At 63.5% G+C, this 25,090-nt stretch carries 22 protein-coding genes; 9 read left to right on the top strand and 13 right to left on the bottom strand.

Annotated features, from left to right (window positions below):
- Positions 1-239: 239 nt before the first annotated feature.
- From KTJ89_RS14615 to KTJ89_RS14590, 6 genes are all read right to left on the bottom strand, one after another.
- Positions 240-1,451, bottom strand: a complete 1,212-nt coding sequence (locus tag KTJ89_RS14615; protein ID WP_259358232.1) for a CoA transferase — start codon at positions 1,449-1,451, stop codon at positions 240-242.
- A gap of 11 nt (positions 1,452-1,462) precedes the next feature.
- On the bottom strand, positions 1,463-2,320 hold the full coding sequence (locus KTJ89_RS14610; protein WP_259358231.1) for an HTD2 family dehydratase: 858 nt from the start codon (positions 2,318-2,320) through the stop codon (positions 1,463-1,465).
- Between the two features lie 114 nt (positions 2,321-2,434).
- Positions 2,435-3,610 (bottom strand): acyl-CoA dehydrogenase family protein, encoded by a 1,176-nt coding sequence (locus tag KTJ89_RS14605; RefSeq protein WP_259358230.1) that lies wholly within the window; start codon positions 3,608-3,610, stop codon positions 2,435-2,437.
- 84 nt (positions 3,611-3,694) lie between these two features.
- Entirely contained in the window at positions 3,695-4,843 is a 1,149-nt protein-coding gene (locus KTJ89_RS14600; protein ID WP_259358229.1) for an acyl-CoA dehydrogenase family protein, read from the bottom strand.
- A gap of 35 nt (positions 4,844-4,878) precedes the next feature.
- A complete protein-coding gene (locus tag KTJ89_RS14595; protein WP_374990284.1) occupies positions 4,879-6,621 on the bottom strand; it encodes a FumA C-terminus/TtdB family hydratase beta subunit in 1,743 nt (580 codons plus the stop codon).
- A gap of 5 nt (positions 6,622-6,626) precedes the next feature.
- Positions 6,627-7,868, bottom strand: coding sequence for a CaiB/BaiF CoA transferase family protein (locus KTJ89_RS14590; RefSeq protein WP_259358228.1), 1,242 nt, complete (start codon positions 7,866-7,868; stop codon positions 6,627-6,629).
- A 146-nt stretch (positions 7,869-8,014) separates the two neighbouring features.
- Here KTJ89_RS14590 and KTJ89_RS14585 point away from each other — a divergent pair, with 146 nt between their 5' ends.
- From KTJ89_RS14585 to KTJ89_RS14555, 7 genes are all read left to right on the top strand, one after another.
- Positions 8,015-8,713 carry a GntR family transcriptional regulator gene (locus tag KTJ89_RS14585; RefSeq protein ID WP_139469509.1) on the top strand — a complete coding sequence of 233 codons (699 nt, stop codon included), beginning with the start codon at positions 8,015-8,017 and terminating at the stop codon, positions 8,711-8,713.
- A gap of 234 nt (positions 8,714-8,947) precedes the next feature.
- Complete coding sequence (locus tag KTJ89_RS14580) at positions 8,948-9,982, top strand: TRAP transporter substrate-binding protein (RefSeq protein ID WP_259358227.1); 1,035 nt, start codon at positions 8,948-8,950, stop codon at positions 9,980-9,982.
- On the top strand, positions 9,982-10,626 hold the full coding sequence (locus tag KTJ89_RS14575) for a TRAP transporter small permease (RefSeq protein ID WP_259358226.1): 645 nt from the start codon (positions 9,982-9,984) through the stop codon (positions 10,624-10,626). The genes KTJ89_RS14580 and KTJ89_RS14575 overlap by 1 nt, the downstream gene beginning before the upstream one ends.
- The gene (locus tag KTJ89_RS14570) at positions 10,626-11,909 is read left to right on the top strand and encodes a TRAP transporter large permease (protein ID WP_139469512.1); all 1,284 of its coding nucleotides are present in this window, start codon (positions 10,626-10,628) and stop codon (positions 11,907-11,909) included. The genes KTJ89_RS14575 and KTJ89_RS14570 overlap by 1 nt, the downstream gene beginning before the upstream one ends.
- A gap of 186 nt (positions 11,910-12,095) precedes the next feature.
- Complete coding sequence (locus tag KTJ89_RS14565) at positions 12,096-12,866, top strand: hypothetical protein (protein WP_259358225.1); 771 nt, start codon at positions 12,096-12,098, stop codon at positions 12,864-12,866.
- Between the two features lie 60 nt (positions 12,867-12,926).
- Positions 12,927-13,352, top strand: coding sequence for a MerR family transcriptional regulator (locus KTJ89_RS14560; RefSeq protein ID WP_259358224.1), 426 nt, complete (start codon positions 12,927-12,929; stop codon positions 13,350-13,352).
- Positions 13,349-14,377 (top strand): aldo/keto reductase, encoded by a 1,029-nt coding sequence (locus KTJ89_RS14555; protein ID WP_259358223.1) that lies wholly within the window; start codon positions 13,349-13,351, stop codon positions 14,375-14,377. Before KTJ89_RS14560 ends, KTJ89_RS14555 begins: the two co-directional genes overlap by 4 nt.
- Positions 14,378-14,518: 141 nt before the next feature.
- Here KTJ89_RS14555 and KTJ89_RS14550 read toward each other — a convergent pair whose 3' ends face one another.
- Positions 14,519-15,826, bottom strand: coding sequence for an Nramp family divalent metal transporter (locus KTJ89_RS14550; RefSeq protein ID WP_259358222.1), 1,308 nt, complete (start codon positions 15,824-15,826; stop codon positions 14,519-14,521).
- Between the two features lie 235 nt (positions 15,827-16,061).
- On the opposite strand from KTJ89_RS14550, the gene arr reads away from it, so the two are divergent.
- Positions 16,062-16,475 carry an NAD(+)--rifampin ADP-ribosyltransferase gene (gene arr, locus KTJ89_RS14545; protein ID WP_259358221.1) on the top strand — a complete coding sequence of 138 codons (414 nt, stop codon included), beginning with the start codon at positions 16,062-16,064 and terminating at the stop codon, positions 16,473-16,475.
- 44 nt (positions 16,476-16,519) lie between these two features.
- Here arr and KTJ89_RS14540 read toward each other — a convergent pair whose 3' ends face one another.
- From KTJ89_RS14540 to KTJ89_RS14515, 6 genes are all read right to left on the bottom strand, one after another.
- On the bottom strand, positions 16,520-16,990 hold the full coding sequence (locus KTJ89_RS14540; RefSeq protein ID WP_259358220.1) for a carboxymuconolactone decarboxylase family protein: 471 nt from the start codon (positions 16,988-16,990) through the stop codon (positions 16,520-16,522).
- A gap of 8 nt (positions 16,991-16,998) precedes the next feature.
- Positions 16,999-17,373: a GNAT family N-acetyltransferase gene (locus KTJ89_RS14535; RefSeq protein ID WP_259358219.1), complete on the bottom strand. Its 375-nt coding sequence runs from the start codon at positions 17,371-17,373 to the stop codon at positions 16,999-17,001.
- A gap of 12 nt (positions 17,374-17,385) precedes the next feature.
- Entirely contained in the window at positions 17,386-18,429 is a 1,044-nt protein-coding gene (locus tag KTJ89_RS14530; RefSeq protein ID WP_259358218.1) for a pirin family protein, read from the bottom strand.
- A 65-nt stretch (positions 18,430-18,494) separates the two neighbouring features.
- Positions 18,495-18,956 carry a MarR family winged helix-turn-helix transcriptional regulator gene (locus KTJ89_RS14525; protein ID WP_139906619.1) on the bottom strand — a complete coding sequence of 154 codons (462 nt, stop codon included), beginning with the start codon at positions 18,954-18,956 and terminating at the stop codon, positions 18,495-18,497.
- 306 nt (positions 18,957-19,262) lie between these two features.
- A complete protein-coding gene (locus KTJ89_RS14520) occupies positions 19,263-21,611 on the bottom strand; it encodes an MMPL family transporter (RefSeq protein WP_259358217.1) in 2,349 nt (782 codons plus the stop codon).
- A 9-nt stretch (positions 21,612-21,620) separates the two neighbouring features.
- On the bottom strand, positions 21,621-22,832 hold the full coding sequence (locus tag KTJ89_RS14515; RefSeq protein ID WP_259358216.1) for a PucR family transcriptional regulator: 1,212 nt from the start codon (positions 22,830-22,832) through the stop codon (positions 21,621-21,623).
- A gap of 164 nt (positions 22,833-22,996) precedes the next feature.
- On the opposite strand from KTJ89_RS14515, the gene KTJ89_RS14510 reads away from it, so the two are divergent.
- Complete coding sequence (locus KTJ89_RS14510) at positions 22,997-25,081, top strand: hydantoinase/oxoprolinase family protein (protein ID WP_259358215.1); 2,085 nt, start codon at positions 22,997-22,999, stop codon at positions 25,079-25,081.
- The last annotated feature ends 9 nt before the right edge of the window (positions 25,082-25,090 follow it).

Genomic DNA, 25,090 nt, shown 5'->3' with positions numbered 1-25,090 from the left:
GTCTTGCACCCATCTGCGTAGCCCGGTTTCGACATGCGCAAGCACTGAGAAGCTCCGTCGTGAGACTAGACGATGCGGCGGATTCCTCGGGCAACGAGCTCAGCCAGCTTGATCGAGTCCGACAAGATCTAGGTGGGTATCGCAAAGGGCCGACGTTACCCGGTTGAGCTAGGTATTGCCGAACTCCGTAGTGAACTTCACGTCATCGTCAATGTTGTCCAAGCCCGCGCACTGGCCGCTCACTTCGCGAGGTCGACCACTCCGTCCAAGCTTAGCCGATTTCTCGCTTCGGCATCGAGACCAAGTTCAGATTCGAGTACCTCGGCCGCATTACCACCCAGCTGTGGTGCAGGCATGGCACCGGCTGCTGGGGACCCGCCGAACTTCAACGGCACTCTTGGTGCCAAGACACGACCCACACCCGGTTGATCGATTTCGGTGAGCATTGGATTCTCCGTCGAACACCGCGGATCAGATTTCACCAGTTCCTCAAATGTCTGGAACCCACCGACGAGCACCCCCGCCTCGGCAAGTAGCCCCGTCGCATCCTCGGAACTGTGCTTGGCAAACCACGGGCGCACCACTGCATCGATCGCCTCTCGTGCTTCGAACCGGCCGCCCTCGGTGGTCATGTCGACGTCGAGCAGTGGCCCGATCATTTCGAGCTTCTCGGCAAGCCCCGTCGCCTTGCCCAGGCCGCGCCAGTGCTTGTTCGAGATGACGACAACCATGACCTGGCGGCCATCCGAACACTCGAACGACTGCCCATACGCCCCGTATAAACCGTTGCCCAAGGCACCACGGGTCTTCCCCGTCGTCTGCACCTCCGCGATATAGCCGAGATTGCCGACGGTCGCGAGCATGACATCGGAGAGCGCCAGGGTGATCTCCTGGCCCTTGCCCGAGGACCGGCGATCCAGCTCGGCAGCCATGATCCCGTTGGCTATGTAGAGCCCCGCAGCGACATCCCATGCCGGAAGAGCATTGTTCACCGGGCGCTCGTCGTCACCGGTGATGATCGGGAACCCGCTGGCCGCATTCACCGTGTAATCGACTGCCGGGGAACCGTCGTGCCACCCGCCTAGGCGGAGCATGACGAGATCTTCGCGACGCTGCTTGAGTTTCTCATAGCTCAACCACCCACGAGCGGGCAGATTCGTGATGAGCGTGCCCGCCTCGGCGATGAGGTCGGTGGCGATCTTCTGGCCTTTCTCGGACTTCAGGTCGAGCGTGACCGACCGCTTCCCCTTGTTCAGGGACGCCCAGTATATTGAGGTGCCGTCATCGCTGATCGGCCACCGGTTCGCATCGATGTTGCCGCCGATCGGGTCGATGCGGATGACATCGGCGCCGAGCTGCGCGAGCGTCATCGACCCCAACGGGGCTGCGACGAACGCGGAGATCTCAACGACCTTGAGGCCGGTCAGTGGTGCGGGGCGGGTGTCGGTCATGGTCGTTCTCCTCAGTTGTTCGTGCTCACGGTCGCGGCGATGGCCGTCTTCCCACCTGGGACGAGGGCCTGCAGTTCGTGGATGCCGGATTCCGTCTCTCGCCCGACGAGGTGGATCTGTTCACCAGCAAACAACGGGGATTTCGCGGTGAATCGGTATTCGGTCACGGTCGCCTCGGGGTGGGTGGATATGAACGCATCGAGAAGTAGCGTCGCGGTCAATGGTCCGTGGGTGACGAGCCCGGGGTAGCCTTCGACCTCGGTGACATAGGCGTGGTCATAGTGGATGCGGTGGGAATTGAACGTCAGCGCCGAGTAGCGGAAGAGCATGACCTCGTTGGGTCGGACGCTTCTCACCCAGTCCCACCCCTCCGGGGCATCCGAGTCCTCCCGTGGCGGCCGTGCGGCCGATCCGTCTGGAACCGAGTTGGCTTCCCGGTACACAATCGTGTGCCGATCTGTCGTCGCCAGGGTTCCATCTGCGGTGATCTCGTGGCGCAGCTTCACGAAGCACAGCGGTCCCGTGCTGCCGGTCTTCTCCGTGATCGACTCGATCGTCGTCGTCCGCTCGATCGTCTGCCCGGGCAGGATCGGGGCGTGGAAGCTCAGGTCGCTGCCGGCCCACATCCGCCTGGGCAGGGGCACCGGGGGCATGAACCCACCGAGCGCGGCATGCCCGTCGGCTCCGAGTTCGCTCATCGGGACATCGTCTTCGGAGAAATGCAGCCAGTGCCCGAGCGGGAACAGTGGCGCCGCCGGGTCACCGTCGTGGCCGAGCAGCGTCGCCAGGCGTGCGGCGCGTTCCCCATCGGCGGTCTCGGTGGCGGTGGCGCTGCGGCCGACCCAGTCCTGAAGGTTCGTCTCACTCATCGCAGTCAAATTCCAATCGGTAGTTCGTGAAAAGCGCCCATAACCTACTAATTACTACCCGACGGCGGCGCAGATACTTGGCGCCAGGTGGCTGAGCCGCCGTCGGGTAGTAAATCAGCGGCCTAAGAGTTCGTCGGAGATGATGCGCATCTGGATCTCAGACGAGCCCTCGAAGATCTTCGTCAACCGCGCATCCCTCCAGTGGCGCTCGACGGCGAAGTCCTTCGTGTACCCGGCACCACCGTGGATCTGCAGCGCCTCCGAGGTGACCTTCTCGCTCATCTCTCCGGCCAGGTACTTCACCATCGCCGCTTCCTTGTCACAGCGACGACCCGAATCGATCTCCGTGCACACGTGGTACATCAGTTGCCGGCACGCCTCGATCTGGGCAGCCATGTCCGCGACCTTGAACCGCAGATGCTGGAAATCCGCGAGGGGATGCCCGAACTGTTCGCGTTCCTTGAGATACTTCACCGAGTCCTCGAGCGCCGCCTGCGCCAACCCGATCGACCGCGCAGCCGTGTGCGCACGCCCGACCTCGAGGCCGGACACCGCCTGGTAGAACCCACGTCCTTCCTCACCGAGGAGCGAATCAGCAGGCAGAACGAAGTTGTCGAACGACAGCTCCCAGGTCTTCCATCCGTGATACCCGATCTTCTTCGCCGGCGCCCCGGAGATCCCCTCGGGGAAGGTGCCGCGTTCCTTCTCGACGAGGAACACCGAGATCCCCCGATGCCGCTTCTCCTCCACCAAGGTGCGAGCAAACAGGATGATGTAGTCTGCCTGATCGGCATACGTGCACCACATCTTCGTGCCATTGATGACCCAATCACCATCAGCATTGCGTTCTGCCTTGCACCGCAGATTCGCCACATCCGACCCAGCCTCAGCCTCAGACAGGGCGAAGGCCCCGAGGTACTCACCGCTGGCAACCTTCGGCAACAGACGGGCCTCCTGCCCAGGAGAGAACCCGCCACCCATGCCGTTGCCGCGAGCGAGCAACCCGGCCACGGACATCCAGGCACGGGAGAGTTCCTCGGCGACGAGGCAGTACTCGAACACACCGAGCCCCAGGCCGCCGTACTCTTCGGGGATGAGGATGCCGAAGAACCCCATCTCGGCCATCTGTTTGACCATCGAATCGGGGAACTGCCCCTCAACCGGGTCGAGCTCATTGGCGATCGGGAGGACGACATCGCGAGCGAACTCGCGGGCCAATGCTTGGATCTCGAGGCGCTCCTCGGTCATCATGTGCGGAGTGTCCGGACGCGGACGGGGTTTGTGGGTCATGTTCTTCCCTCGGGTGGAGTGCGTGGTCAGATGGCTAGAGGCGAATCGTTTGGGTACGACAGGTGTGGGTGCCGCCGATGACCCTCAGGCCTTGTTCCGGCCGATGAGTTGCTTGGCGATGACGTTCATCTGGATCTCGTTCGTGCCTTCGCCGACGATCATCAGCGGCGCATCGCGGTAGTAGCGTTCGACGTCGTATTCGGTGGAGTATCCGTAACCGCCATGGACGCGGATGGCATCGAGGGCCACCTCGGCGGCCATCTCCGAGGCATAGAGCTTCGCCATTCCTGCCTCCATGTCCACACGCGCACCCGAATCATAGGTGCGAGCGGCGTGGAGGACGAGCTGCCGGGCGGCCTCGAGCTTCGTCGCCATCGTCGCGAGCTTGTTGCCCACCGACTGATGCTTCCAGATCGGCTTGCCCATCGACTCGCGCTCCTGCGAATACTTCACCGCATCATCGAGCGCAGCCTGCGCGACGCCGAGCGACCGGGAGGCTACCTGGATGCGGCCGATCTCGAGGCCCTTCATCATCTGCTTGAACCCGACACCCTCGGCCTCACCCAGCAGCTGCGACTGCGGCTGCCTCAGACCGTCGAAGGACAGCTCGCAGGTCTCAACGCCCTTGTACCCGAGCTTCGACAGATCCTGGGAGACCGTGAAGCCCTCCCCCTTCTCCACGAGGATGATCGAGATGCCTTTGTGACGGGGTTCCGCCTCGGGGTCGGTCTTGCACAGCAGTGCGATGAGGTCGGATTTCCGGGCGTTCGTGATCCACGTCTTCGACCCGTTAATGACGTAGTCGTCACCGTCCTTCGCTGCTGTGGTGCGCATGGCCTGAAGGTCGGAGCCGCCGCCGGGTTCGGTCAGCGCCATCGTCGCCCGCAGCTCACCGGTAGCCATCCGAGGCAGGTACTTATCCTTCTGCTCGTCGGTGCCGTATTCCTGGAGGAGCTTTGCAACGACTGTGTGTCCGCCCATGGCACCGGCCAGGGACATCCACCCGCGGGCGAGTTCCTGAGTGATGAGCGCATACGCCTCGGTCGAGACCTTGCCCATCCCCCACGGTTCGTCGATGGCGAGCCCGTAGATGCCCATATCCTTCATCGTCTGGATCCACGCTTCCGGGTATTCGTTGGCGTGTTCGACCTTGTTGACGCTGGGTTTGACCTGCTCGTCGATGAATTCGGCGACCAGGTCGATCATCATCTGCTCTTCATTGCTCACTGCCATGGTGAAATCCTCTGTTCGTTCGTCATTTGGAAAGTTCAGTCCAGTCGGGTGCCGTCGCGGACCGTGCGGGTCCGGCCGAGGCCGAGCGTCGGTGGGCCGGTGCTGTCGAAGAAGTCATTGCCCTTGTCGTCGGTGATGATGAACGCAGGGAAGTCTTCGACGTGGATCTTCCACACTGCCTCCATCCCGAGCTCCTCCATATCGAGGACCTCGACCGAGGTGATGCAGTCCTGAGCCAGCCGGGCGGCAGGGCCGCCGATCGATCCGAGGTAGAAGCCGCCGAATTCGGCGCAGGAGCTCTTCACCTGCGCGGACCGGTTGCCTTTGCCGAGCATGATCATCGATCCGCCGGCCTCTTGGAACTGCCGCACATACGTGTCCATCCGCGATGAGGTGGTCGGACCGAACGACCCCGAGGGCATTCCCTCGGGTGTCTTCGCCGGCCCCGCATAGTAGATGGGATGGTCCTTGAAATAGTCGGGAAGTTCCCCACCGGCGTCGAGGCGGTCGCGCAGCTCCGCGTGGACGATGTCGCGGGCGACGACGACCGTTCCCGTCAGCGACACACGGTACCCGACGGACAGTTCGGACAGCTGTTCCTGCAGACTCGGCATCGGTCGGTCGAGGTCGATGGCGGTGACATTGCCGGATTCGATCTCCTCGACGCGGCCCATCGCGGGCAGGAACCTCGCCGGATCGTGTTCGAGTTCTTCGATGAACACGCCGTCTGCGTTGATGCGGGCGATGATCTGCCGGTCTGCCGAACAGCTCACGGCGATCGCGATCGGCAGGGATCCGTTGTGTCGGGGCAGCCGGACGACGCGGACGTCGTGGCAGAAGTACTTGCCACCGAACTGTGCACCGAAGCCGAGGTTCTGGGTGAGTTCGAAGACGGTCTGCTCGAATTCCCGGTCCCTGAATCCGTGCCCCAATTCGGCGTCTCCGGTCTCCGGCAGGTCGTCGAGGTAGTGGGCGCTGGCGAGTTTCGCGGTTTTGAGCGTGAATTCGGCCGACGGCCCGCCGATGACGACGGCCAGATGATAAGGCGGGCAGGCTGCGGTGCCGAGGGTGGAGATCTTCTCGGCGAGGAAGTCGAGCATCGCCGACTCGTTTAGCACGGCCTTCGTCTCCTGGTAGAGGAAGGACTTGTTCGCACTGCCTCCGCCTTTGGCCATGAACAGGAGCTCATAGTCGTCGGCGGGGCTCAACCCCACTTCGATCTGGGCGGGCAGGTTGGTGCCGGTATTCGTCTCTTCGAACAGGCTCGTCGGCGCCAACTGCGAGTACCGAAGGTTGAGCTCCTCGTAGGCACGGCCGATTCCGCGCGACAGATGCCTGGCATCATCGCCGTCGGTGAGTACGTTCGGTCCGCGCTTGGCCGAGACGATGGCCGTGCCCGTGTCCTGACACATCGGCAGGATCTCCCCGGCCGAGACCGCGGCGTTCTGCAGCAGGTCGAGGGCGACGTAGACGTCGTTGTCACTGGCCTCCGGATCGTCGATGATCGCGCGCAGGCTGGCCAGATGATCTGTGCGCAGGTAGTGCGAGATCTCCTTGAAGGCGACCTCGGCGAGGTCGGACAGGGTCTCCGGCGCCACGGTGAGGAACGAGCGCGACGTCCCGCCCACCTCGACGGTGGTCGTCTCCACTCCCCCGATGTCGAGCCCGCGCATCCGCGGGCCCTCGCCTTCGGTGGGCAGCAGAGGTGAGTAGGCGAAGTCGTCGGCCCCCGCCGAGGCGGCCCCGCCGTCGGTCGGTTGTGCGGGTTCGTCATTCATCGTCGTCAGATCACCCCGTTGTGGCGCAGTTCGCCGATCGCCTCGGCATCCATCCCCAGCTCGCCGAGGATGGACTCCGAATTCTGCCCCACCGCCGGGATCGGATCCATCCGTGGGCCCACCCCGGACATCTCGACCGGTGGTGCGAGCATGGAGATCGGACCAGCGGGGGTCTCGACCTCGTGCCAGCGGTGGCGTTCGGTCAGCTGTGGGTGGTCGGCGATCTCGCTCATATCGCGCTGCCTCGAGTGGGCGACCGCGGCTTGCTCGAGCAGAGCGTCGCAGGCTTCGCCGGTGAGGGCGGAGAAGGCTCGCTCGATGATCTCTTGGAGTTCGTGTCGGTGGGCGTAGCGGTGAGCGGCACGGTCGAAGCGTTCGTCGGTGACCATATCGGGACGGTCGAGAACCTGGATGGCGAAGCGTTCCCATTCGCGTTCGTTCTGGATCGCGAGCATGATCTGAGTGCCATCGCCGCAGGTGAACGCGCCGTAGGGGGCGATGGCGGCGTGGGAGGTGCCGGCCCGAGTGGGACGGGTGCCGCCGTAGCGGGTGAAGTAGAGGGGGTAGCCCATCCATTCGACGAGGGAGTCGAAGAGGCTCGTCGACAGGGTGGCGCCTTCACCCGTGCGCTCGCGGTTGTACAGAGCGGTGAGGATGCCTGAGTACGTGTACATTCCCGCGGCGATGTCTGCCGTCGAGATTCCCGTCTTCGCAGGGAACTCCTCTGTTCCGGTCACGGAGACAAGTCCTGCCTCGGCCTGCACAAGTGCATCGTAGGCCTTGGCATCTTTGTACGGCCCGTCCGTTCCGTATCCGGAGATCGAGGCGTGGATCAGCCGAGGGTTGATCGACCGAAGGTCTTCGGCACCGAGGCCGAGTCTCTCTGCCGCGCCGGGGGCGAAATTCTGGATGAAGACATCCGCCGAGGCAATGAGCTCGTGCAGGATCTTAAGTCCGTCGGGGCTCTTCAGGTCGAGCGCCAGGCTCTCCTTGTTGCGGTTGATCCACACGAAATGGCTCGAGAGTCCATTGACCGTCGTGTCGTATCCGCGGGCGAAGTCGCCGACGCCTGGGCGTTCGATCTTGATGACCCGGGCTCCGAGGTCCGCCAGCTGGCGTGAGGCGAAGGGGGCGGCGACTGCCTGCTCGCAGCTGATGACAGTAATGCCGGACAGCGGCAAGTTCGAGGCGGTCGCGTCGTCCTGGCCCGCGGGGCTCGGTACGGACGTCGGTGCAGCAGTGGCCATCGGCCCTCCACGACGAGGTATGAAACGTTGACATCCACATCATACATATCTTCACAGATAATGCATTCTTCGGTCTCAGTTGTTGCCCGAGCCTGTAGACTGGGACCACCGAGACATGAAACTGACACCCCAACAGCGGGTGACGCATGAACGAAAGGCATCGGGTGGATCAGGAGTCGGCATCGACCAAACGGGACGTCATCGTCCTCGGCCTGCGCCGAAAGATCCTCTCCCGCGAGCTCGATCGCGGCGAACGACTGCGACAGGATCAGGTCGCCGACTGGTTCAATGCCTCCATCACGCCGGTCCGCGAGGCCCTGCGGATCCTCGAAGCCGAGGGTCTCGTCACCTCCGAAGCTCACCGCGGTGTACGCGTCGCCGGCGTCGACGTCGACCGTCTCAAGTCCCTCTTCGTCACCCGAAAGCTCACCGAGACCTTCGCCATCGCCCGTGCGACCACGCGGATCTCCAGACACGAGCTGCGCCAGGCCGAGCGCCTGCTCGAGGCGCTTGACGAGGCCAGCGCCGACGGTGATTCGCTGGGACGCAACACCCGCAACGAGGAGTTCCACTTCTTCTTCTACGACCGCTGCGGAATGCCCGCGCTGCGCGACGACATCGCTGCACGCTGGCGAGCCTTCCCGTGGGACCTCACTCTCGACAGCCCCGAGAGACTCGACCAGGTGCACGCCGAACATCAGTCGATCGTCGACGCTGTCCGCGACGTCGATCCGGACGCGGCGGCGCGCCACCTCGGCGATCACATCACGAACGGCTTCCTCCGCCTGGCCGAGTCGACGACCGGTCAGGCAGTCTCCGACCCCTTCGACTTCGACACGGACTGACGCCCTCGAGGCAGGCCGCGAACTCTCAGTTCAACAAATAATGCATTCTTTTGCCGATCATATTGGAAATCAGCGAAAAGTCCTCTAGGCTCGTGAACGGTCGATCGAGAACCTGACTCGGCACGAACTCTCCGCACGGCAATGACCAGCCGTCGAAATGGCGGGCTCGTCCGTCCGCACACTCCCGATCGGCATCGCCCCTGGCCAACCAGACTGGAGCTGACGATGACGTCAATGAGACGACCGAAGTGGAAGCCGCTCATCGCGGGCCTCTCGATAAGCCTCCTGTTGCTGAGCGGATGCAATCCCGCACGCAGCGGAGACCAACAGAAATTCGAACTGCGCTTCGCCCATGTCACCTCGGTGGGCACACCGAAGGGACTGGCCGCAGACTTCTTCGCCGAACAGGTCGAGAAGAAGTCCGGCGGCCGCATCGAGGTCGAGGTGTTCCCGAACTCGGAACTCTACGGCGATAAGGACGAGATGCAGGCCATCCAGTCCAATGCCGTCCAGGTCTTGGCCCCGGCGAGCGCGAAGTTCACGACGATCGCACCGAGCCTGCAGGTTCTCGACCTGCCGTTCATCTTCGACGACCCCGACGAGATCCCCGAGGTCGCCAGTCCCGATACCGAGATCGGCAAGGCCATCTACGCGAACCCCGATCTCGAGGAGAACGGGCTCAAAGTCCTCGGTCTGTGGGATTCGGGCATGAAGCAGATCCACTCGAACAACAAGACGCTCAAACCCGAAGACATGAAGGGCAAGAAGTACCGCATCCAGCCTTCAGACGTGCTGCGCACCCAGTTCGAGACCTGGGGTGGGATTCCGACTCCGCTTGCGTTCGCCGAGGTCTACAGCGGACTGCAGCAGGGTCTCATCGACGGAGGCGAGAACACCTACTCGAACATCCAGTCGCAGAACATGCACACCGTCCAGAAGTACGTGACCGAACTCGATCACGGCTACATCGGCTACATCCTCACGGTGAACAAGCGTTGGTACGACGAGCTTCCCGACGACCTGCAGACCGCAGTCGACGAGGCCGCCGATGAGGCCAGCGAATTCAACCGCAAGGAAGCTCAGAAGGTCAACGAAGAGTCGAAGAAGACCATCGAGGAATCCGGCGGCACGGAGATCGTCATCCCGAGCAAGGACGAGCGCCAAGCCTTCAAGGACATGGTCGTGCCGTCCGAATACGAGAAGTACCGCGACGTCATCGGTCCCGAGGTCGTCGACGAACTCCTCGAACGCAACGAGAAGAGGGGCTGATGATGAAGACCATCGACAAGTACCTCAGTCGGCTCGAGAACGTCCTCGCCGGCGGCTGCCTCATCGCGGCCACCGCCTTGGCGGTCTTCGCCGTGCTTCTGCGCAATATCACCGGTGACGTTCTCTTCTGGTCCGAAGAGGCGGTCATCTACCTCATCATCTTCTCGACGTTCTTCGGCGCGGTGGTCACCCTGCGCCACAACGAGCATGTGGCCGTCGACATCATGCCTGCTCTGCTCAAGGGCAAGGCGAAGAAGTTCTTCGTCGTCCTCGGCGGACTCGCCACTCTGGTCTACGCGGGCTTCATCGCCTACCTGTCGTGGGCGCTCATCACCGAACCGTTCTCGCGGACGACGATCACCCCGGCGCTCAAGCTGCCGCTGTGGGTCGTCGAACTCTCGCTGGCCGTGAGCATGACTCTGTTCTTCATTCGGGCGGTGGAGATGACCATCCGCGCCCTGCGCACTCCTGCGACAGAGCTCGACAAGGATGTCCTCGCCGAGGAGGCCGCCGCCGTCGGCATCGACGTCGACGACCTCGCGATCGTCGATGACGGAAGCGACCGCGCGAACCGCGTGGAGGGAGCCAACGGGGGCGACCGCCTCGGCGATGGCGGGACCGACGAGAAGGGAGGCGATCGTTGATGTTCGAAGCCACCATCGTCCTCATCGTCGTCCTCATCGCACTGCTCGTCACCTCGGCGCCGATCGCGGTCGCTTTGGGCCTGACGAGCATCGTCTATTTCTACTACTTCACGCTCATTCCGATGACCCAGGTCTCGGAACGGCTGTTCAATGCGCTCAACTCGTTCCCGCTCATGGCGATCCCGTTCTTCATCCTCGCGGCGAACATCATGTCCCGCGGCGGGATCTCCCGGCGGCTGACCGATTTCGGCGCGGCCATGGTCGGGCACCTACGCGGCGGCATGGCGATCACCACGGTGCTCGCGTGCATGTTCTTCGCCGCGGTCTCCGGGTCCTCACCGGCCACGGTCGTCGCGGTCGGTGCGCTGATGATCCCGGCGATGATCAAGAACGGGTACCCGAAGGAATTCTCCACGGGCCTCGTCGCCACCTCGGGGTCGTTGGGCATCCTCATCCCGCCGTCGATTCCGCTCATCGTCTTCGGCATCGCCACCGAGCAGAACATCGGCGACCTGTTCCTCGCAGGCGTCCTGCCGGGCATCCTCGCCGGCGTGATGCTGCTGGGCATGGCCGTGTTCGTCGCTTGGAAGAAGGGCTACGGTCACGCCGGGGTCGGCTTCCGGATGTCGAACAAGGACAAGTTGAAGGCGTTCCGGGATGCGATTCTCGCCCTTGCGCTGCCGTTCCTCGTCCTCGGCGGAATCTACTCCGGATGGTTCACCCCCACCGAGGCGGCCGCCGTGGCCGTCGCTTATTCGCTGGTCGTGTCGCTGCTCATCTACCGCGAGATCAAGATCTCGCAGCTGTGGGAGGTCACGCTGGCGTCGGTGAAGACCTCGGCGATGGTCATGTTCATCATCGCCAACGGCATTCTCTTCACCTTCGTGCTCGCCAGCGAACGGATCCCTGGTCAGATCTCGACGACGATCACCGAATGGGACCTGCAGCCGTGGCAGTTCCTCATCCTCGTCAACATCCTGCTGCTGTTCGTCGGCTGCGTGATGGAGACGTCCTCGGCGATCCTCATCCTCGCCCCGATCCTGTTGCCGATCGCGATGGAGCTGGGCATCGACCCGATCCACTTCGGCATCATCGTGGTGATGAACCTCGAGATCGGCATGATCACACCGCCGCTCGGCCTCAACCTGTTCGTCGCATCGGGCATGTCCGGGATGAGCGTGATGGGAGTGGCGAAAGCCGCGATCCCGAGTGCGCTGGTGCTGCTGGCGGCACTCGTACTGGTCACGTTCGTGCCGTTCTTCGCCACGGCGTTCGTGGGGTGACACTTCGGCAGTGATGACCGACCGTTGCGGGGCGGCGTTTGTGAAGTTTCGCTTACGTCGCCCCGTTTCTATTCCTACTACAGACATCAACCAGCATCTGCCGTTCTAGGACACCGAACCGGCTCCGTGTCAGTACCGGACGAAAGAATTTGTCTACGAATGGCAAGCCCGCAAGAGCACCCGGTTATGGATGAGGAAGCGATGATGAAGACTCTTCGGACCAAAATGTTGCAACTGTTCCTCTGGTGCCGCAAAGTTTTCGAAGCCGGCTCTACAAAGTGGTGGCCCGGGCTTGCGCTTATTCTCGTCGGACTCCTTGTATCCGCAATTCTGTACTTGCTCGTCGAGTACGTCTTCGCCCACTCGTTGATTTCAGTCGGTTGGCATGAGGCAATGCCAAAGATCGCATCGGTGTTCACAAGCCCATTGATCGTCACTGGTGTTTATATGCTGATATTCCGTTTGCGAGCAAAACATCGGGCCGACCCTCTCTTCATCGTTGTCGGCTCTGCCCGGCTCGGCTATTGGTTGTGGGGGCTGACAACAACGCTGATCTGTGTAGCTGGACCAGCTTTATGGCTCACCGGGGTCAGCCCTATGGCCGGGGCCACAGCCGCTTTCTCGGCCGTGTTCATCACGATCGGAGCCACGCTGGTAGAGCAGCCAAAGCCCGAGATGAAGATCAATTCCCTTCTCCTCTTGAAGCGAGTCGCGAACTGGCAACTTATTTCTGGAAGCGCAGTGATAGCAATGTTGTATGAGTCTCCCAAGCCTCATATGAATCTGTTTACTCAGCTTGGTGACAACAGAGGATTCATGTTCTACCTCATGATGTTGTGGGTGATCGGCGCTGGTGGACTCACTGTTCTACTTGAGCCTCTCAAATACAAGTTGGAAGAGGAAAGAACCTCTGCGCCACCGTCTGCCTCTTGGTACAGCAGTTCTCGATATGTTTGATGGATTTGCCTAGTTCGATCCCTTGACTTCGAGTGCACTCAAACCTCTAGCGTTGGCGCTATGCCACCTACTACGGACAGTGCATCGATTCCGATCGAGACCCTATCGATCAGCGAAGTCTGCAACCGACTCGGCATCACAGCACACACTGCGCGGTACTACGAACGCATAGGGCTGCTCCACGTGGGACGTTCACCCTCAGGTCGCCGCGTCTTCGACCAGAGAGCCGTCGACCGGCTCGATTTCCTCGTGCGCATGCGGTCCTCGGGCATGGGCATCTCCGAACTCACCCGCTATGTCGACCTCGTCAACCAGGGCGAGTCGACCACACCTGAACGCCTGCAGATTATGCGCGACCAACGGCAGCGGATCATCGAGCAGATCCGCGACCTCGAACGAGCACTGACCGCCACCGAATACAAGATCGCCGTCTACGGCGGCGCTCCCGACGACACTTCTCATTCTCTGAAAGGACACCACTCATGACCACCACAACCAGCCGCCTCGGCGACCTCGAGGTCTCCCCCATCGGCTTCGGCTGCATGGCCCTGTCCCACGTCTATGGCGGCACCACTGACGACGATGCACGCGCCACACTTGGCAAGGTGGTCGACGCCGGCATCACTCTGCTCGACACTGCCGACGTCTACGGCGAACCTCGCGAGGGCACCACCGGTCCCGCTGGAACGAACGAGGAGATGCTCGCTCCGTTCCTCGCCAGGCGCCGCGATGATGTCCAGCTCGCCACGAAATTCGGCATCACCGGGCTGCGAACGCTCTCCGACGGATCGACGAAACGAACCGACGGACGACCCGAGTACGCACACTCAGCGTGCGATGCTTCGCTGCGCCGCCTCGGCGTGGATTCGATCGATCTCTACTATCTGCATCGGCCGGACCCCGATGTTCCCATCGAGGACACGGTCGGGGCGATGGCCGAGCTGGTCACGGCCGGCAAGGTCGCGCACATCGGACTGTCCGAGGTCACCGCGGACGAGCTGCGTCGTGCCCATGCGATCCACCCGATCACCGCGGTCCAATCCGAATGGAGCCTGTGGTCGCGTGATGTTGAAGACCACGTTGTGCCCGCCTGCGCGAAGCTCGGGGTCGGGTTCGTCCCGTACAGCCCGCTGGGTCGCGGATTCCTCACCGGAACCCTGACGAAGGACCAGGTGGCAGGCGATGTCCGCGGCGGGACCACGCGCATGGGTGATGCGTGGGATGCCAACCAGCGGATCGTCTCCATCGTCGCCGAGGTGGCCGACCGTCACGGAGCGACCAATGCTCAGGTGGCGTTGGGTTGGCTCCTTCACCGTGCAGCAGAGATGGGAGTCCGCGCGGTTCCGATTCCGGGCTCCCGCAAGCCCGAACGCAGTCTGGAGAACTTCGGCGCTCTCGACTTGCGGCTCGAGCCTGAAGACATGCGGCGACTTGATGAGATCCGCACCCTCGTCGAAGGCGGTCGCAACATCGTCGACAACCCGAAGTGGATCAGTTCCGGACGGGAGTGAAGGACACGCGAAACAGCAGCGTATGAATCCCGCAAACGGTAGCGTATAGACTCCGCAAACAGTAGCGTAGCCGATCGTCGGCAACGTCGGATTGCCCGAACATCACCCACCCTGACCTGGTACTTTACCGTTCGTCACGCCTCAACCAATAAAACCCATCACCGACTCCTTGACCTGCAAGGCAGCGAGGAACCCGAACAGGGCCAAGCACACGGCCAGCAGCACGTTCGACCACTTCGTGTTGCGCAGCTGAGCCGGAACGGATGAGCGGTTGAGAATGACGAGCAGCGCCAGGGCAAGCACCGGCAGGATGAACGCACTGATCGCTGCGTAGACGAGCACGAGGGTGACCGGTTGGCCGAGGCTCATGATGACCAACGTCGCAATCGAAAGGTAGACGAGGACGCCGCGGAACTCGATCAACTTCGCCGACATCTCATTGGCCGGCTCGTCCTGGTGCGGGTACCGACGCAGCACGCGCAGACAGTCGGCGGTGACGTAAGCGATCCCGGAGAACCCGCCGAGGACACTCGTGTACACCACGGCGAGGAAGCTGATGAGGAACACCAACCGCCCGGTCTCACCGATCCGACCCACCAGGTCATCGGCGATCGCGAACAGCGCATCATTGTCCGAAATCGTGAAGCCCTGCCCGTAGAGGATGAAGGCTCCCACAGCGCTCATCGCCACGGCGAAGATGAAGACGAGGCCGTAGCTGATGAACAGGTCGAGGCGGACGACCGGCTTCCAGTCAGGGGTCCGCCACGCCTTCTCGCGGATCCAGAACGAGTAGGCGAGGATGCCGGTCGCTCCCCCGACCCCGCCGATGAGCGACATCACCGTGATGATCGAAGTGTTCGGGAACGTCGGCACGATCGTCTCTGCGGCCACAGCTTGAGCGTCCTGACCTTGGAACACCGAGATCGCCAGGGCCAGGATGCCGAAGAACATGATGATTCCGAAGCACATCATGGCCTTTTCCACGATCCCGTAGCGGCCGATGCCGACAAGAACCGCGGCGGACAGGAGCACGACGATCGCGGTCGGCCAGAACGGCAGGACCGGGAAGATCGCCTGCAGAATCGTCGTCGTCACCGCGACGACTCCGGCTCCGAAGAACAGCCCGACGAGCAGCTCCGCGATGAGGAAGAGGATCGGGAACGTCCGCCCGCCGAATCGAGTGAGATGGGAGATCAGGGACCGGTCGCCGCTCATCTGCAGCCGCGACACCGCCTCGGAGAGGACGAACTTGAGGATGATGCCGACGGTGAACACCCAGATGAGCGCCAGACCGTATTCGGCGCCGGAGTTCATCGTCGTGATCATGTCCGAAGCTCCGACGCTGGCCAGTGCCAGCACGATCCCCGGACCGATGAGGCGGAGACGTCCAGCCCATGATGTCGGCGCCGAGGCGGCGTTCTTCGTCTGCGATGTCGTTTCGGCGGACATTGGCGGGGTGGGCTCCTTCACGTGGGTTCGTCGACGCCGCCGGAATCGTTCGCACGGGCATCGTTCGCTCAGGAGAGTATGGCCGAGGTCGTCACATTCCGGGACGAAAGTCTCACCACCCGGGAAACGCCGCTACCTCAATCCGTTCCGCAACGCTCCGCGTCAACCGCTCAAGGCCCATTCTAGTCGCCGAATCCGAGGCCGATTCGCAGTCTTCGAGCGTATATTCGACGCCATGGCTGACGCACTCGATGAGGGACCCTTCTTCCACGGCACCCGCGCCGAACTCGCTCCCGGCGACCTGCTGACCGCAGGCTTCGCCTCGAACTACCGACCCGAAGTGACGATGAACCACATCTACTTCACGGCCCTGCCCGACGGCGCAGGATTAGCCGCCGAGGTGGCCGCCCTCAACGGCGGACAACCGCACGTCTACGAGGTCGAGCCCCTCGGCGACTACGTCGACGACCCGAACGTCACGGACAAGAAGTTCCCCGGCAACCCCACTCGCTCCTTTCGCAGCACCGAACCCCTGCGCATCGTCCGCGAGGTCACCGACTGGAAGCGCCTGAGCGAGCAGGACCTACAGATGTGGCGCGAACGCCTCGCCGCCATCCGCGAGGACGATGACAAAGAGATCATCAACTGACACCGCCGAGGCGGCACGGCGCTGCTCCGTGCGCCCGCGTGGGCTCAGTCCTGCTGGGCTCCGAACACCGGGTGATCGGAAGCGATCGAGATGCGGTTGAACGCGTTGATGAGGATCGTCGACCATTCGATCGCAGAGATCTGCTCGGTCGTCAGGAATTGCGCCACCTCAGCGGCGATCGCATCCCGATCCTCCGTTTTGTCCAACACAGTCAACGACTCGGCCAGAGTCAACGCCGCGAACTCCTGATCGGAGAAGATCTCGGCCTCATGCCAACTCGGCAGCACATCGAGCTTGAGCTGGGAGACGCCAGCCTTCCTGGCCGCCGGGGCATGGATGCTCAGGCAGGTGCGGCAGCCGTTGATCTGCGAGACCCGCGTGTTCACGAGCTCGATGAGCGCATCGTCGAGACCCGCCTCGCGCGACGCCTTCCGGGAACTCGCGGCCGCCTGGGCCAGCGCTTTGTAGTTCTCGGGGTGGATCTTGTCGATGAATGGTCGACTCGCGTTGCTCATGCCCTCACTCACGCCTGCCGCTTGACGATGTCGATATCCGCACCCGTCGCATTGCGGAACTTTCCGCCTTGAGCGATGTAGTCGTCGCCGGTCTCCTGCAGCTTCTTGACGAAGAGCGGGCAGACGGGCACGACGGTCACACAACGCACACGGGAGTCATCGAGCGCCTCGGCGACGAGGAACTTCGACAGTCCGCGGCCGCCGAACTGCTCGTCGACGACAGTGTGATAGAAGATGCGTTCGGTCTCCGCATCGGGTCCGGGCAGGAAGAATGCGCTCCCGGCGACTGTCCCGTCGGCCACGGCGACTTCGTAGGCCTGTGTTGATTCGTTCAACGAGACCGTGACCTCGGCCCCGGTCTTGTCTTCGAATGTCTTCGACATGGTTGACGCTCCTTATCTCTGGACCTGCGGGGGCGGATTCCTCCGCGCTTTGATCGTCACGTCGGGCATCCTCGGCGCGGGGAGCCTGCCCATGCCATCGGCGTTCTGACCGGGCCCGCCCTTGCCGACGTATCCCTCGACGGCGCCGAAGCGATCGCCCTCGGCCTGCCATTCCTCGCGGTACCGGGCGATCTCCTCGTGCGTGCGGCCGATGAAATTCCACCACATGACGATCTCTTCACCGAAGGGCTCGCCACCGATGAGGATGAGTCGGCCGGGTTCGTCGCTGCGGTTGGCGATGCGCAGCTCCTCGACGCCGGTGCCCGTGTAGCCGATCGCCGCGACCGGCAGATCGACGTTCTCCAGTGCGATATCGCCGGAGTCGACGAGGAGGCCGTGCTCGAACCGCGGATCGACGGGCAGGTCGATGGTGGCGCCCGGATCGAGGCGGATCTCCGCCCCGAGCAGCGGAGAGTGCGTTTTCACGGGCGACGAACCTTCGCCGAGGCGGCCGAGGAAGACGAGCATCTCCCCGCCGTCAAGCGACATCGGCTCGGGTTCGAAGTGCTCGAATTCGCGTTCGGGCTGGTGGCGAGCGGCGTCGGGCAGGGCCAGCCACAGTTGGACGCCGTGCAGCGTCGTCGTGTCGTCGGTCGAGACTTCGGAGTGGCAGATGCCGGCGCCTGCGGTCATGAGGTTGACCTCGCCGGGTAGGACGAGGCCCGAGTTGCCGCCGGAGTCGATGTGCTGGATGGCGCCTTCGAACAGCCAGCTGACGGTCTGCAGCCCGGTGTGTGGGTGGGGTGCGACGTCCATTCCGCCGGTGACGGAGACATCGGCCGGGCCGTAGTGGTCGACGAAGCACCAGGGGCCGATGAGGGAGCGCTGGCGCTGCGGCAGGGTCCGCCGCACTGTCATGGCGCGGGGCCCGCCCAGCGGCACGTCGCGGGAGGTGATGATTTCGACAGGGGAACGTCCCTGCTGGTCACAAGCTGGCCCGGGCAGTCCCCCGGCCTTGCAGACGACCTGCTCGGGACGGGTCTCAACGTTGCTCATGGCCACAGCCTAGCCGTCTTCTCACTGGGCGGGGAGGGGTCTCCTCTCCCCTGCGGATCGCTCCCCTACCCTACCGGGCAGATCTTGGACACGAGCTGGAAGATCTCCTCCGCCTCGGCGTCCGTGAGACCGGAGAAGGCGGAGATGATGATCTCACCGTTCGTCTCAGCCGCCTCGGCGCAGAGCTTCTGCCCCGCCTCGGTGAGGGCGACGAGCACACCGCGGTGATCCTCCGGGTCGGGCTCCTGGGTCACGAGCCCGCGCCCCTCGAGTTTGCCGAGCAGGCGGCTGAGCGCACTGCGGCTGATCACCAGACTGCGCAGCAGGTCGCGGTGCCTGACCTGCGCCGAGGTCGACGCGTTGATGAGCACATCGAATTCGTTGGCGCTGAGCCCGTGACGGGTTCGGAACTCGTGTTCGAACCGCGTCATGAAGTCCTGATACTTCTCCATCATCAACCGCCAGGCCGCGATCTTGATCGGGCCGTTCTGCCTGATCATGCTGCTGACGGGAGTCGTCTCTTCCATCTGCCCTTCTATCCCTCACGAACTGCCAGCTGACGTGTCGGTCGGCACATTTGTTGCGCCGTCAACAAAATCGTAGTTCAATGGTATACCTGGCCCTGACTTTTAGGGCCACGTCGACGATCCCCTCGTCGAAGTACCGGAGTATCCCCCACGAACCCCCGGCGATCACGGATGAAAGCGGTCTCCCCACGACCCTTCATCACCGGCCGGGGGTATCGTATTGCCTCCCACCTCTCCGCTCAGACCCAGGGCATCCGCTTTCCGGCCCTGCGGAACCCACCCGCCCAGTCCGGAGACATCCGCGCTTCAATCCCGTGGAATCCTCTTCCGCCACGGCCACCACACGCTGCGCCCGATGTCGTGGACGAGCGCCGGCACGACGAGCGACCGCACGAGGATCGCGTCGAGGAGGACGCCGAACGTGACGATGAAGGCAAGCTGGAAGAGGAACATCACCGGGATGACGGCGAGCGCAGCGAAGGTCGCGGCCAGCACGATTCCCGCCGAAGTGATCACCCCGCCCGTGGAGACGAGTCCCTTGAGCACGCCCGCACGGGTTCCCAAATGCAGTGACTCCTCCCGCACCCTGGACATGAGGAAGATGTTGTAGTCGATGCCGAGCGCGACGAGGAAGACGAACGCGTAGAGCGGTACCGAGGGGTCGGCACCGGAGAACCCGATGACGTCGTTGAACACGAGAGCGGAGACGCCCAGCGCGGTGCCGAAGGACAGGACGGTCAGCGCCACGAGCAGCAGCGGTGCCAGCAGGGACCTCAGCAGCAGGATGAGCACGATCGTGACCACGACGAGGATGAGCGGGATGGCCAAGGCCCGGTCCGCCTCGGCAGTGGTGTTCGTGTCGAGATCGACCGCGGATTCCCCGCCGACAAGGGCATCCGGGTCGATATCGTGCACAGCCTTGCGGATCTCGGTCACCGCGGTTTCGGCTTCGTCCGAATCCGCGACCGACTTCAGCGTCGCTTCCAACAGGACGTTGCCGTCGACCTCGGTGGGGGCCGGCGTCTCCGACTGACCGGACCCGCCCGACTGACCGGACGTGTCCGGCCCGGCCCCGCTCGGCATTCCGCGCGGTGGGTCGATCTCTCCGTCCGTGCCGATGGACAGCGTCCCGCTCGGGGAATCGTTGGCGACGACGGTCATCGACTCGACCTCGCCGAGGCGGCCGATCGCCTGTGCCGCATCGCTGAGTTCGTCTTCCGCCACGACGATCTGTGCTGGGGATCCGGAGCCGCCGGGGAAATGCTCGGCCAGGATGTCCTGGCCGTCGCGGGCCTCGGAATCGCCGAGCACGAAGTCGGACTGTGGGACTCCTTCGGCCTTGAACTGCGGGAGGGCGAGCAGCGGGATGGCGAGGAGGATGACGAGCGTGACCCAGATGCGGCGCGGATGCCGCGCGACCGCCTCGGCGACCCTGGCCCAGATCCCGCGCTTGGGCTTGGCCGTCTCGGCCCGGGGGCGCGGAAGGAAGGGCCAGAACACGGCACGGCCGATGATCATCAGCGCGGCGGGCAGGAAGGTCAGTGCTGCGAACATCGCCACGACGATGCCGATCGCAGCGACCGGTCCGAGCGCCCTGGTCGAGGCGAGGTCGGTGAGCAGGAGGACGAGGAGTCCGGCGATGACGGTTCCGCCGGAGGCCGCGATCGGTTCGAGGACCCCCTTGAGGGCGCTCAATCCGGCTCTGACTCGGTCGGGTTCGTGGAGAAGCGCGTCGCGGAACCGGGCGACGACGAGGAGGGAGTAGTCCGTGGTGGCGCCGACGACGAGGATGAAGAGAATGCCTTGGACCTGCCCGTTGATCAGGAGGATTCCGGCGTCGGCGAGATGCCAGACGATGAAGATCGAGGCGGCGAGCGCGGCAACCGAGGTGAACAGGACGATGACGGGCAGCAGCGGGGACCGGTAGACGATGATGAGGATGACGAAGACGGCGATGAGCGCGACGAGCAGGAGGATGCCGTCGATGCCGGCGAAGGCTTCGGAGAGGTCGGCAGAGAATCCTGCCGGACCGGTGACGTGGACGTCCGCCGAGGTGGTCGGGGCTTCCGCGGCCTGATCCGGTGTCATGTCGGCGGCAGTCGCGGTCGGGAAGACCTTGCCGACCGCGTCTCGGATGGATTCGACGTCGTCGGAGGTGGTCGTCGAGGAGACCGGGAGGATGAGCTGGAGGGCCTCGCCGTCATCGGACGGGATGGCCGGTGAGGGGTCGGCGGCCAGCAGGTCGTCGTCTTCGAGCGTCTTCGTCAATTCATCGAGCCTGGACCGGTCGTCGTCGGTGACTCCGTCGCTGTTCTCGAGCACGACGATGGCGGGAACGTAATCGAGGTCGCTGAATTTCTCGATCTGGTCCTGGGCGCGAGTGGACTCCGCGGATTCGGGGAGGAACGATGAGCGGTCGTTCGTGGCGACCTCGGAGATCTTGCCGAAGTACGGACCTCCGACACCGGAGATGCCGACCCAGGCGACGAGGAGGACGGCGAAGAGTGCGAGCAGTGCCCCACGGCCGCGGACGGGACCCTTGGGGTGCTGTTTGGGCGCGGCAGCTGTGTCGGCGCCGTTTACGTCGTCACCGGCGGGACCCCCTCGGCGAGGGTCGGGGTTCGGCGGCGTCGAGGTCAGGAGGTGACGGGGCATGGTCTCAGGCTACGCGTGTTCGGCGGAATCGAGACATTGCAGTGCGAGGACGATTTCTGCGGCCGTCCGTGGATCGGTGAGGCGTGCGCCCAATACCTTCTCGATCTGCCCGATTCGGTAACGAACAGTGTTCTCGTGCACATGCAGCCGACCTGCAGCCTCAGAAATGTTGCCGCCGCTTTCCACGTAGGTGCGCAGTGTGGTGGAAGATTCGGGCTTGGCGATTATCGGGTTGAGGAAAGCAGCGACGAGGCGGCGGTCGAATCGTGAACTCATGCGGGCCGCCGCCCATTCGATCGGGCGCATGCGATCGACGAAAGCGAACCTCGACTCCCCCGCCGAGGCAAGCGCCACGTCCGCCGTCTGCAGCATCTCCGGCACCTGACTGAGTGCCGTGAAGAGTCCGGAGACCCCGACTCCGATGAGGCCGAAATCGTCGAGGCTACCCTCGATATCGAAGTCTGCTGTACACAGCGCGGTCCGTTCGACCATCGAACTGACGTGCCCGGAATCCTTGATGACCAGGCCGCGCCCCGGGTTCGGGGTCGGTTTCCCATGCCCCGAGTCGGAGGCGTCGATGCGGAGGCGCAGGGCGCGAATCGGCTCGTAGGCTGCAAAGCCGAAGGTCTCGAGGACCCGCCAGAGCGCCGGTTCGCGACCGGGAGAGACACCGGCCTCCAAGTCGCGCAGAACCCGCGACGATTCCTCCCGTCGATTGCTGATCGAAAAGGACTCGAATCCCTCGAAGGCGCGCAGAAGTTTGGACAGAACATCGAGGATCACCTCAGCGGAAGGGTGGGTGGTGCCCGTGCCGCTGCCAGCTCTGCCCTCCCCAGTTCCACTTCTGCGCTCGCTGCCGGCAGTACCGGCCTCTTCGTCATCGGCGTGGACGGCGACGACGATGACATGGGCGCGACTGCGTAGTCGCACTGTCCGAGCGTGCACCTTCCAGCGGCCGATCGCACCGGACGTCGACTCGGCCCAGCCCGCTGGTGTCGCCGGACCGACGACCTCCTCCTGAGTCCACCGGGCGATGAGGTGGACCGGGGCGGAACCGACGGATCTGACGACCTCGCCGAGTTCGTTGATGACGAGACCAGCTCCCCGACTCATCCGTGCTACCCGGGAGAGCGCCGATTCAAGCGGATCTGCAGAATTCATCGCGCTCAAGAGCTCATCGAAGATCCGCTCTCGCGCCAGGGCGTCTCGGCTCGAACCCATCGGATTTCACCTCTGCTCCCACTCGCCTGCTGCATCATTCCGCGCCGTCGGCACGGCTTTGTGATTCTTACAAATCTAACCGTCTTTTCCTTCATCTGCTCCATTGACCGGCCCGATCATCGAAGCCCAGGCTATGAGGGAAACCACAATCAAAGGAGATGACCGTGGCAGATCTACGCGTCGCAGTTGACGTCGGCGGAACATTCACCGACATCTGTGTATTCGACGAATCCACCCAGACGATGCGGGTGACGAAAGTCCCGTCCACCCCGGACAACCCCATGGAAGCTGTCCTCAACGGAGTGAAGCGGGCGAACATCGACCTCAGCCAGGTCGAGCTCTTCTCACATGGCACGACTGTTGCCACCAACGCGCTCATCACTCGCAGATTTCCCAAATCAGCGATGGTGACCTCCAAGGGTTTCCGCGATGTCATTGAGATCCGCGATGGCACGAAGGACGATCTGTGGGACGCCTATTCCGATGTATCCGGCCCCTATATTCGTCGCCGTGACCGTTTTGAGGTCACGGAACGCGTCGACTACGCGGGCAACATCGTCACCGAGCTCGACGAAGACGAGGCCAGGAAGCTCGGCCGCCTGCTTAAGAAGCGCGGTGCCGACACCGTGGCCGTCTGCTTCGTCAACTCCTATGCGAACGCCGCGAACGAGATCCGGATGCGCGAGATCCTCTCAGAGGAGCTTCCCGGAGCCAGCATCTCCACCTCGGCCGAGGTGCTGCCGGAGATCTTCGAACACAACCGGTTCAACACGACTGTCGCCAATGCCGTTCTTGGTCCGTTGGTATCCGGCTACGTCGAACAGCTCGACTCCAACCTCACCGAGGACGGCTATGCCGGAGAACTCCTTCTCCTCCATTCGGGTGGTGGATCGATGACCTCGGAGATGGTCAAGCGGTTCCCGGTGCGACTCGCGGCCTCAGGAATCGCCGCCGGCGCGATCGCCGCTCAGCACGTGGCCGAGCAGTGCGGTCATGCCAATGCCGTCGGACTCGACATGGGCGGCACTTCGACGGACATCTCACTCATCGCCGACGGCGAACTGCGGGAGACGAACGAATGGGAAGTCGAATACGGCCACCCCATCGTCTTCCCGAGCATCGAAGTACTCACCATCGGCGCCGGCGGCGGCTCTTTGGCCCACATCGACATCGCCGGCTCCTTACGCAACGGGCCGCAGTCGGCCGGTGCCGCTCCCGGTCCGGTCTGCTATCGCCGCGGCGGCGATCAGCCGACGAACACCGATGCGAACCTCGCCCTCAATCGTCTGGGCACCGACCTCGCCGACGGCGAGATGACGCTGGACCGGGAGAGCGCACGGGCAGCGATCAAGGAGAAGATCGCCGATCCGCTCGGCCTCGATGTCGACTCCGCGGCCGAATCCATCGCCCAGGTGGCCAACGCGAACATGGCAGATGCGGTCCGCCTCGTGTCCATCCGTCGCGGGCTCGACCCCCGGGACTTCGCACTCATCGCCTTCGGCGGAGCCGGTGCACTGCACGGGGCGGACGTCGCTCGCGAACTCAACATCCCCACAGTCATCGTCCCGCCCAGCCCGGGAGTCACCTCGGCGCTGGGGTGCCTCCTCGTCGACATCCAACACGATCTGTCGCAGATGTTCACCGACGTCGCGGACTCCGCAGACGGAGAAACGGTCGAACAGCACTTCCGCGAACTCGAACTCGAAGGTCGTGATCGACTGCGGCATGAGAAAGTCGCCGAGGAAGACTCGGTCTTCGAACGTGGCATCTCGATGCGTTACCACGGCCAGTGGCGGTCGCTGCAGGTGAAGATGGGCTCCGGCCCGAACGCGCTGCGCGAGGCCGTCCAACTATTCCACGAGGAACACGAGAAACAGTACGCGTTCCGGCAGGACGACACCCCGGTCGAGATCTACCAACTCCACCTCAAGGCACTTGGGAAGACACCGAAGCCGACCTTCAAACCGACCCCTGTCAGCAGCAAAGATCCCGGTGAGCCGCTCGAGGTCCGCGACGTCTACTTCGACGGACAGTGGCATTCGACGCCGGTCTACCAGCGGGAGAACTTGCCCTCGGGTGCTGCGTTCATCGGACCGGCGATCCTCAACCAGATCGACTCGACCACCGTCATCCCGCCGAACTCGTCCGCAGTGATCGATGAGTGGTTCAACATCCGCATCGCACTGACGGCAGAGACAACAGAGCCTGCGCTGTCAGCTGCGAACAATTCAACACAGAACGGCCTGTGAGGAGAGACC

This window comes from Brevibacterium sediminis (assembly GCF_024895295.1).
GTDB classification, from domain to species: Bacteria; Actinomycetota; Actinomycetes; order Actinomycetales; family Brevibacteriaceae; genus Brevibacterium; species Brevibacterium sediminis.
Note: the sequence above shows the minus strand (reverse complement) of the source record. Positions and strands in the feature narration are given on the sequence as shown.

Excerpts from the sequence above, each read along its gene's own strand:
- KTJ89_RS14615 (WP_259358232.1), bottom strand. The coding sequence starts at position 1,451 with ATGACCGACACCCGCCCCGCACCACTGACCGGCCTCAAGGTCGTTGAG.
- KTJ89_RS14610 (WP_259358231.1), bottom strand. The coding sequence starts at position 2,320 with ATGAGTGAGACGAACCTTCAGGACTGGGTCGGCCGCAGCGCCACCGCC.
- KTJ89_RS14605 (WP_259358230.1), bottom strand. The coding sequence starts at position 3,610 with ATGACCCACAAACCCCGTCCGCGTCCGGACACTCCGCACATGATGACC.
- KTJ89_RS14600 (WP_259358229.1), bottom strand. The coding sequence starts at position 4,843 with ATGGCAGTGAGCAATGAAGAGCAGATGATGATCGACCTGGTCGCCGAA.
- KTJ89_RS14595 (WP_374990284.1), bottom strand. The coding sequence starts at position 6,621 with ATGAATGACGAACCCGCACAACCGACCGACGGCGGGGCCGCCTCGGCG.
- KTJ89_RS14590 (WP_259358228.1), bottom strand. The coding sequence starts at position 7,868 with ATGGCCACTGCTGCACCGACGTCCGTACCGAGCCCCGCGGGCCAGGAC.
- KTJ89_RS14585 (WP_139469509.1), top strand. The coding sequence starts at position 8,015 with ATGAACGAAAGGCATCGGGTGGATCAGGAGTCGGCATCGACCAAACGG.
- KTJ89_RS14580 (WP_259358227.1), top strand. The coding sequence starts at position 8,948 with ATGAGACGACCGAAGTGGAAGCCGCTCATCGCGGGCCTCTCGATAAGC.
- KTJ89_RS14575 (WP_259358226.1), top strand. The coding sequence starts at position 9,982 with ATGATGAAGACCATCGACAAGTACCTCAGTCGGCTCGAGAACGTCCTC.
- KTJ89_RS14570 (WP_139469512.1), top strand. The coding sequence starts at position 10,626 with ATGTTCGAAGCCACCATCGTCCTCATCGTCGTCCTCATCGCACTGCTC.
- KTJ89_RS14565 (WP_259358225.1), top strand. The coding sequence starts at position 12,096 with ATGGATGAGGAAGCGATGATGAAGACTCTTCGGACCAAAATGTTGCAA.
- KTJ89_RS14560 (WP_259358224.1), top strand. The coding sequence starts at position 12,927 with ATGCCACCTACTACGGACAGTGCATCGATTCCGATCGAGACCCTATCG.
- KTJ89_RS14555 (WP_259358223.1), top strand. The coding sequence starts at position 13,349 with ATGACCACCACAACCAGCCGCCTCGGCGACCTCGAGGTCTCCCCCATC.
- KTJ89_RS14550 (WP_259358222.1), bottom strand. The coding sequence starts at position 15,826 with ATGTCCGCCGAAACGACATCGCAGACGAAGAACGCCGCCTCGGCGCCG.
- arr (WP_259358221.1), top strand. The coding sequence starts at position 16,062 with ATGGCTGACGCACTCGATGAGGGACCCTTCTTCCACGGCACCCGCGCC.
- KTJ89_RS14540 (WP_259358220.1), bottom strand. The coding sequence starts at position 16,990 with ATGAGCAACGCGAGTCGACCATTCATCGACAAGATCCACCCCGAGAAC.
- KTJ89_RS14535 (WP_259358219.1), bottom strand. The coding sequence starts at position 17,373 with ATGTCGAAGACATTCGAAGACAAGACCGGGGCCGAGGTCACGGTCTCG.
- KTJ89_RS14530 (WP_259358218.1), bottom strand. The coding sequence starts at position 18,429 with ATGAGCAACGTTGAGACCCGTCCCGAGCAGGTCGTCTGCAAGGCCGGG.
- KTJ89_RS14525 (WP_139906619.1), bottom strand. The coding sequence starts at position 18,956 with ATGGAAGAGACGACTCCCGTCAGCAGCATGATCAGGCAGAACGGCCCG.
- KTJ89_RS14520 (WP_259358217.1), bottom strand. The coding sequence starts at position 21,611 with ATGCCCCGTCACCTCCTGACCTCGACGCCGCCGAACCCCGACCCTCGC.
- KTJ89_RS14515 (WP_259358216.1), bottom strand. The coding sequence starts at position 22,832 with ATGGGTTCGAGCCGAGACGCCCTGGCGCGAGAGCGGATCTTCGATGAG.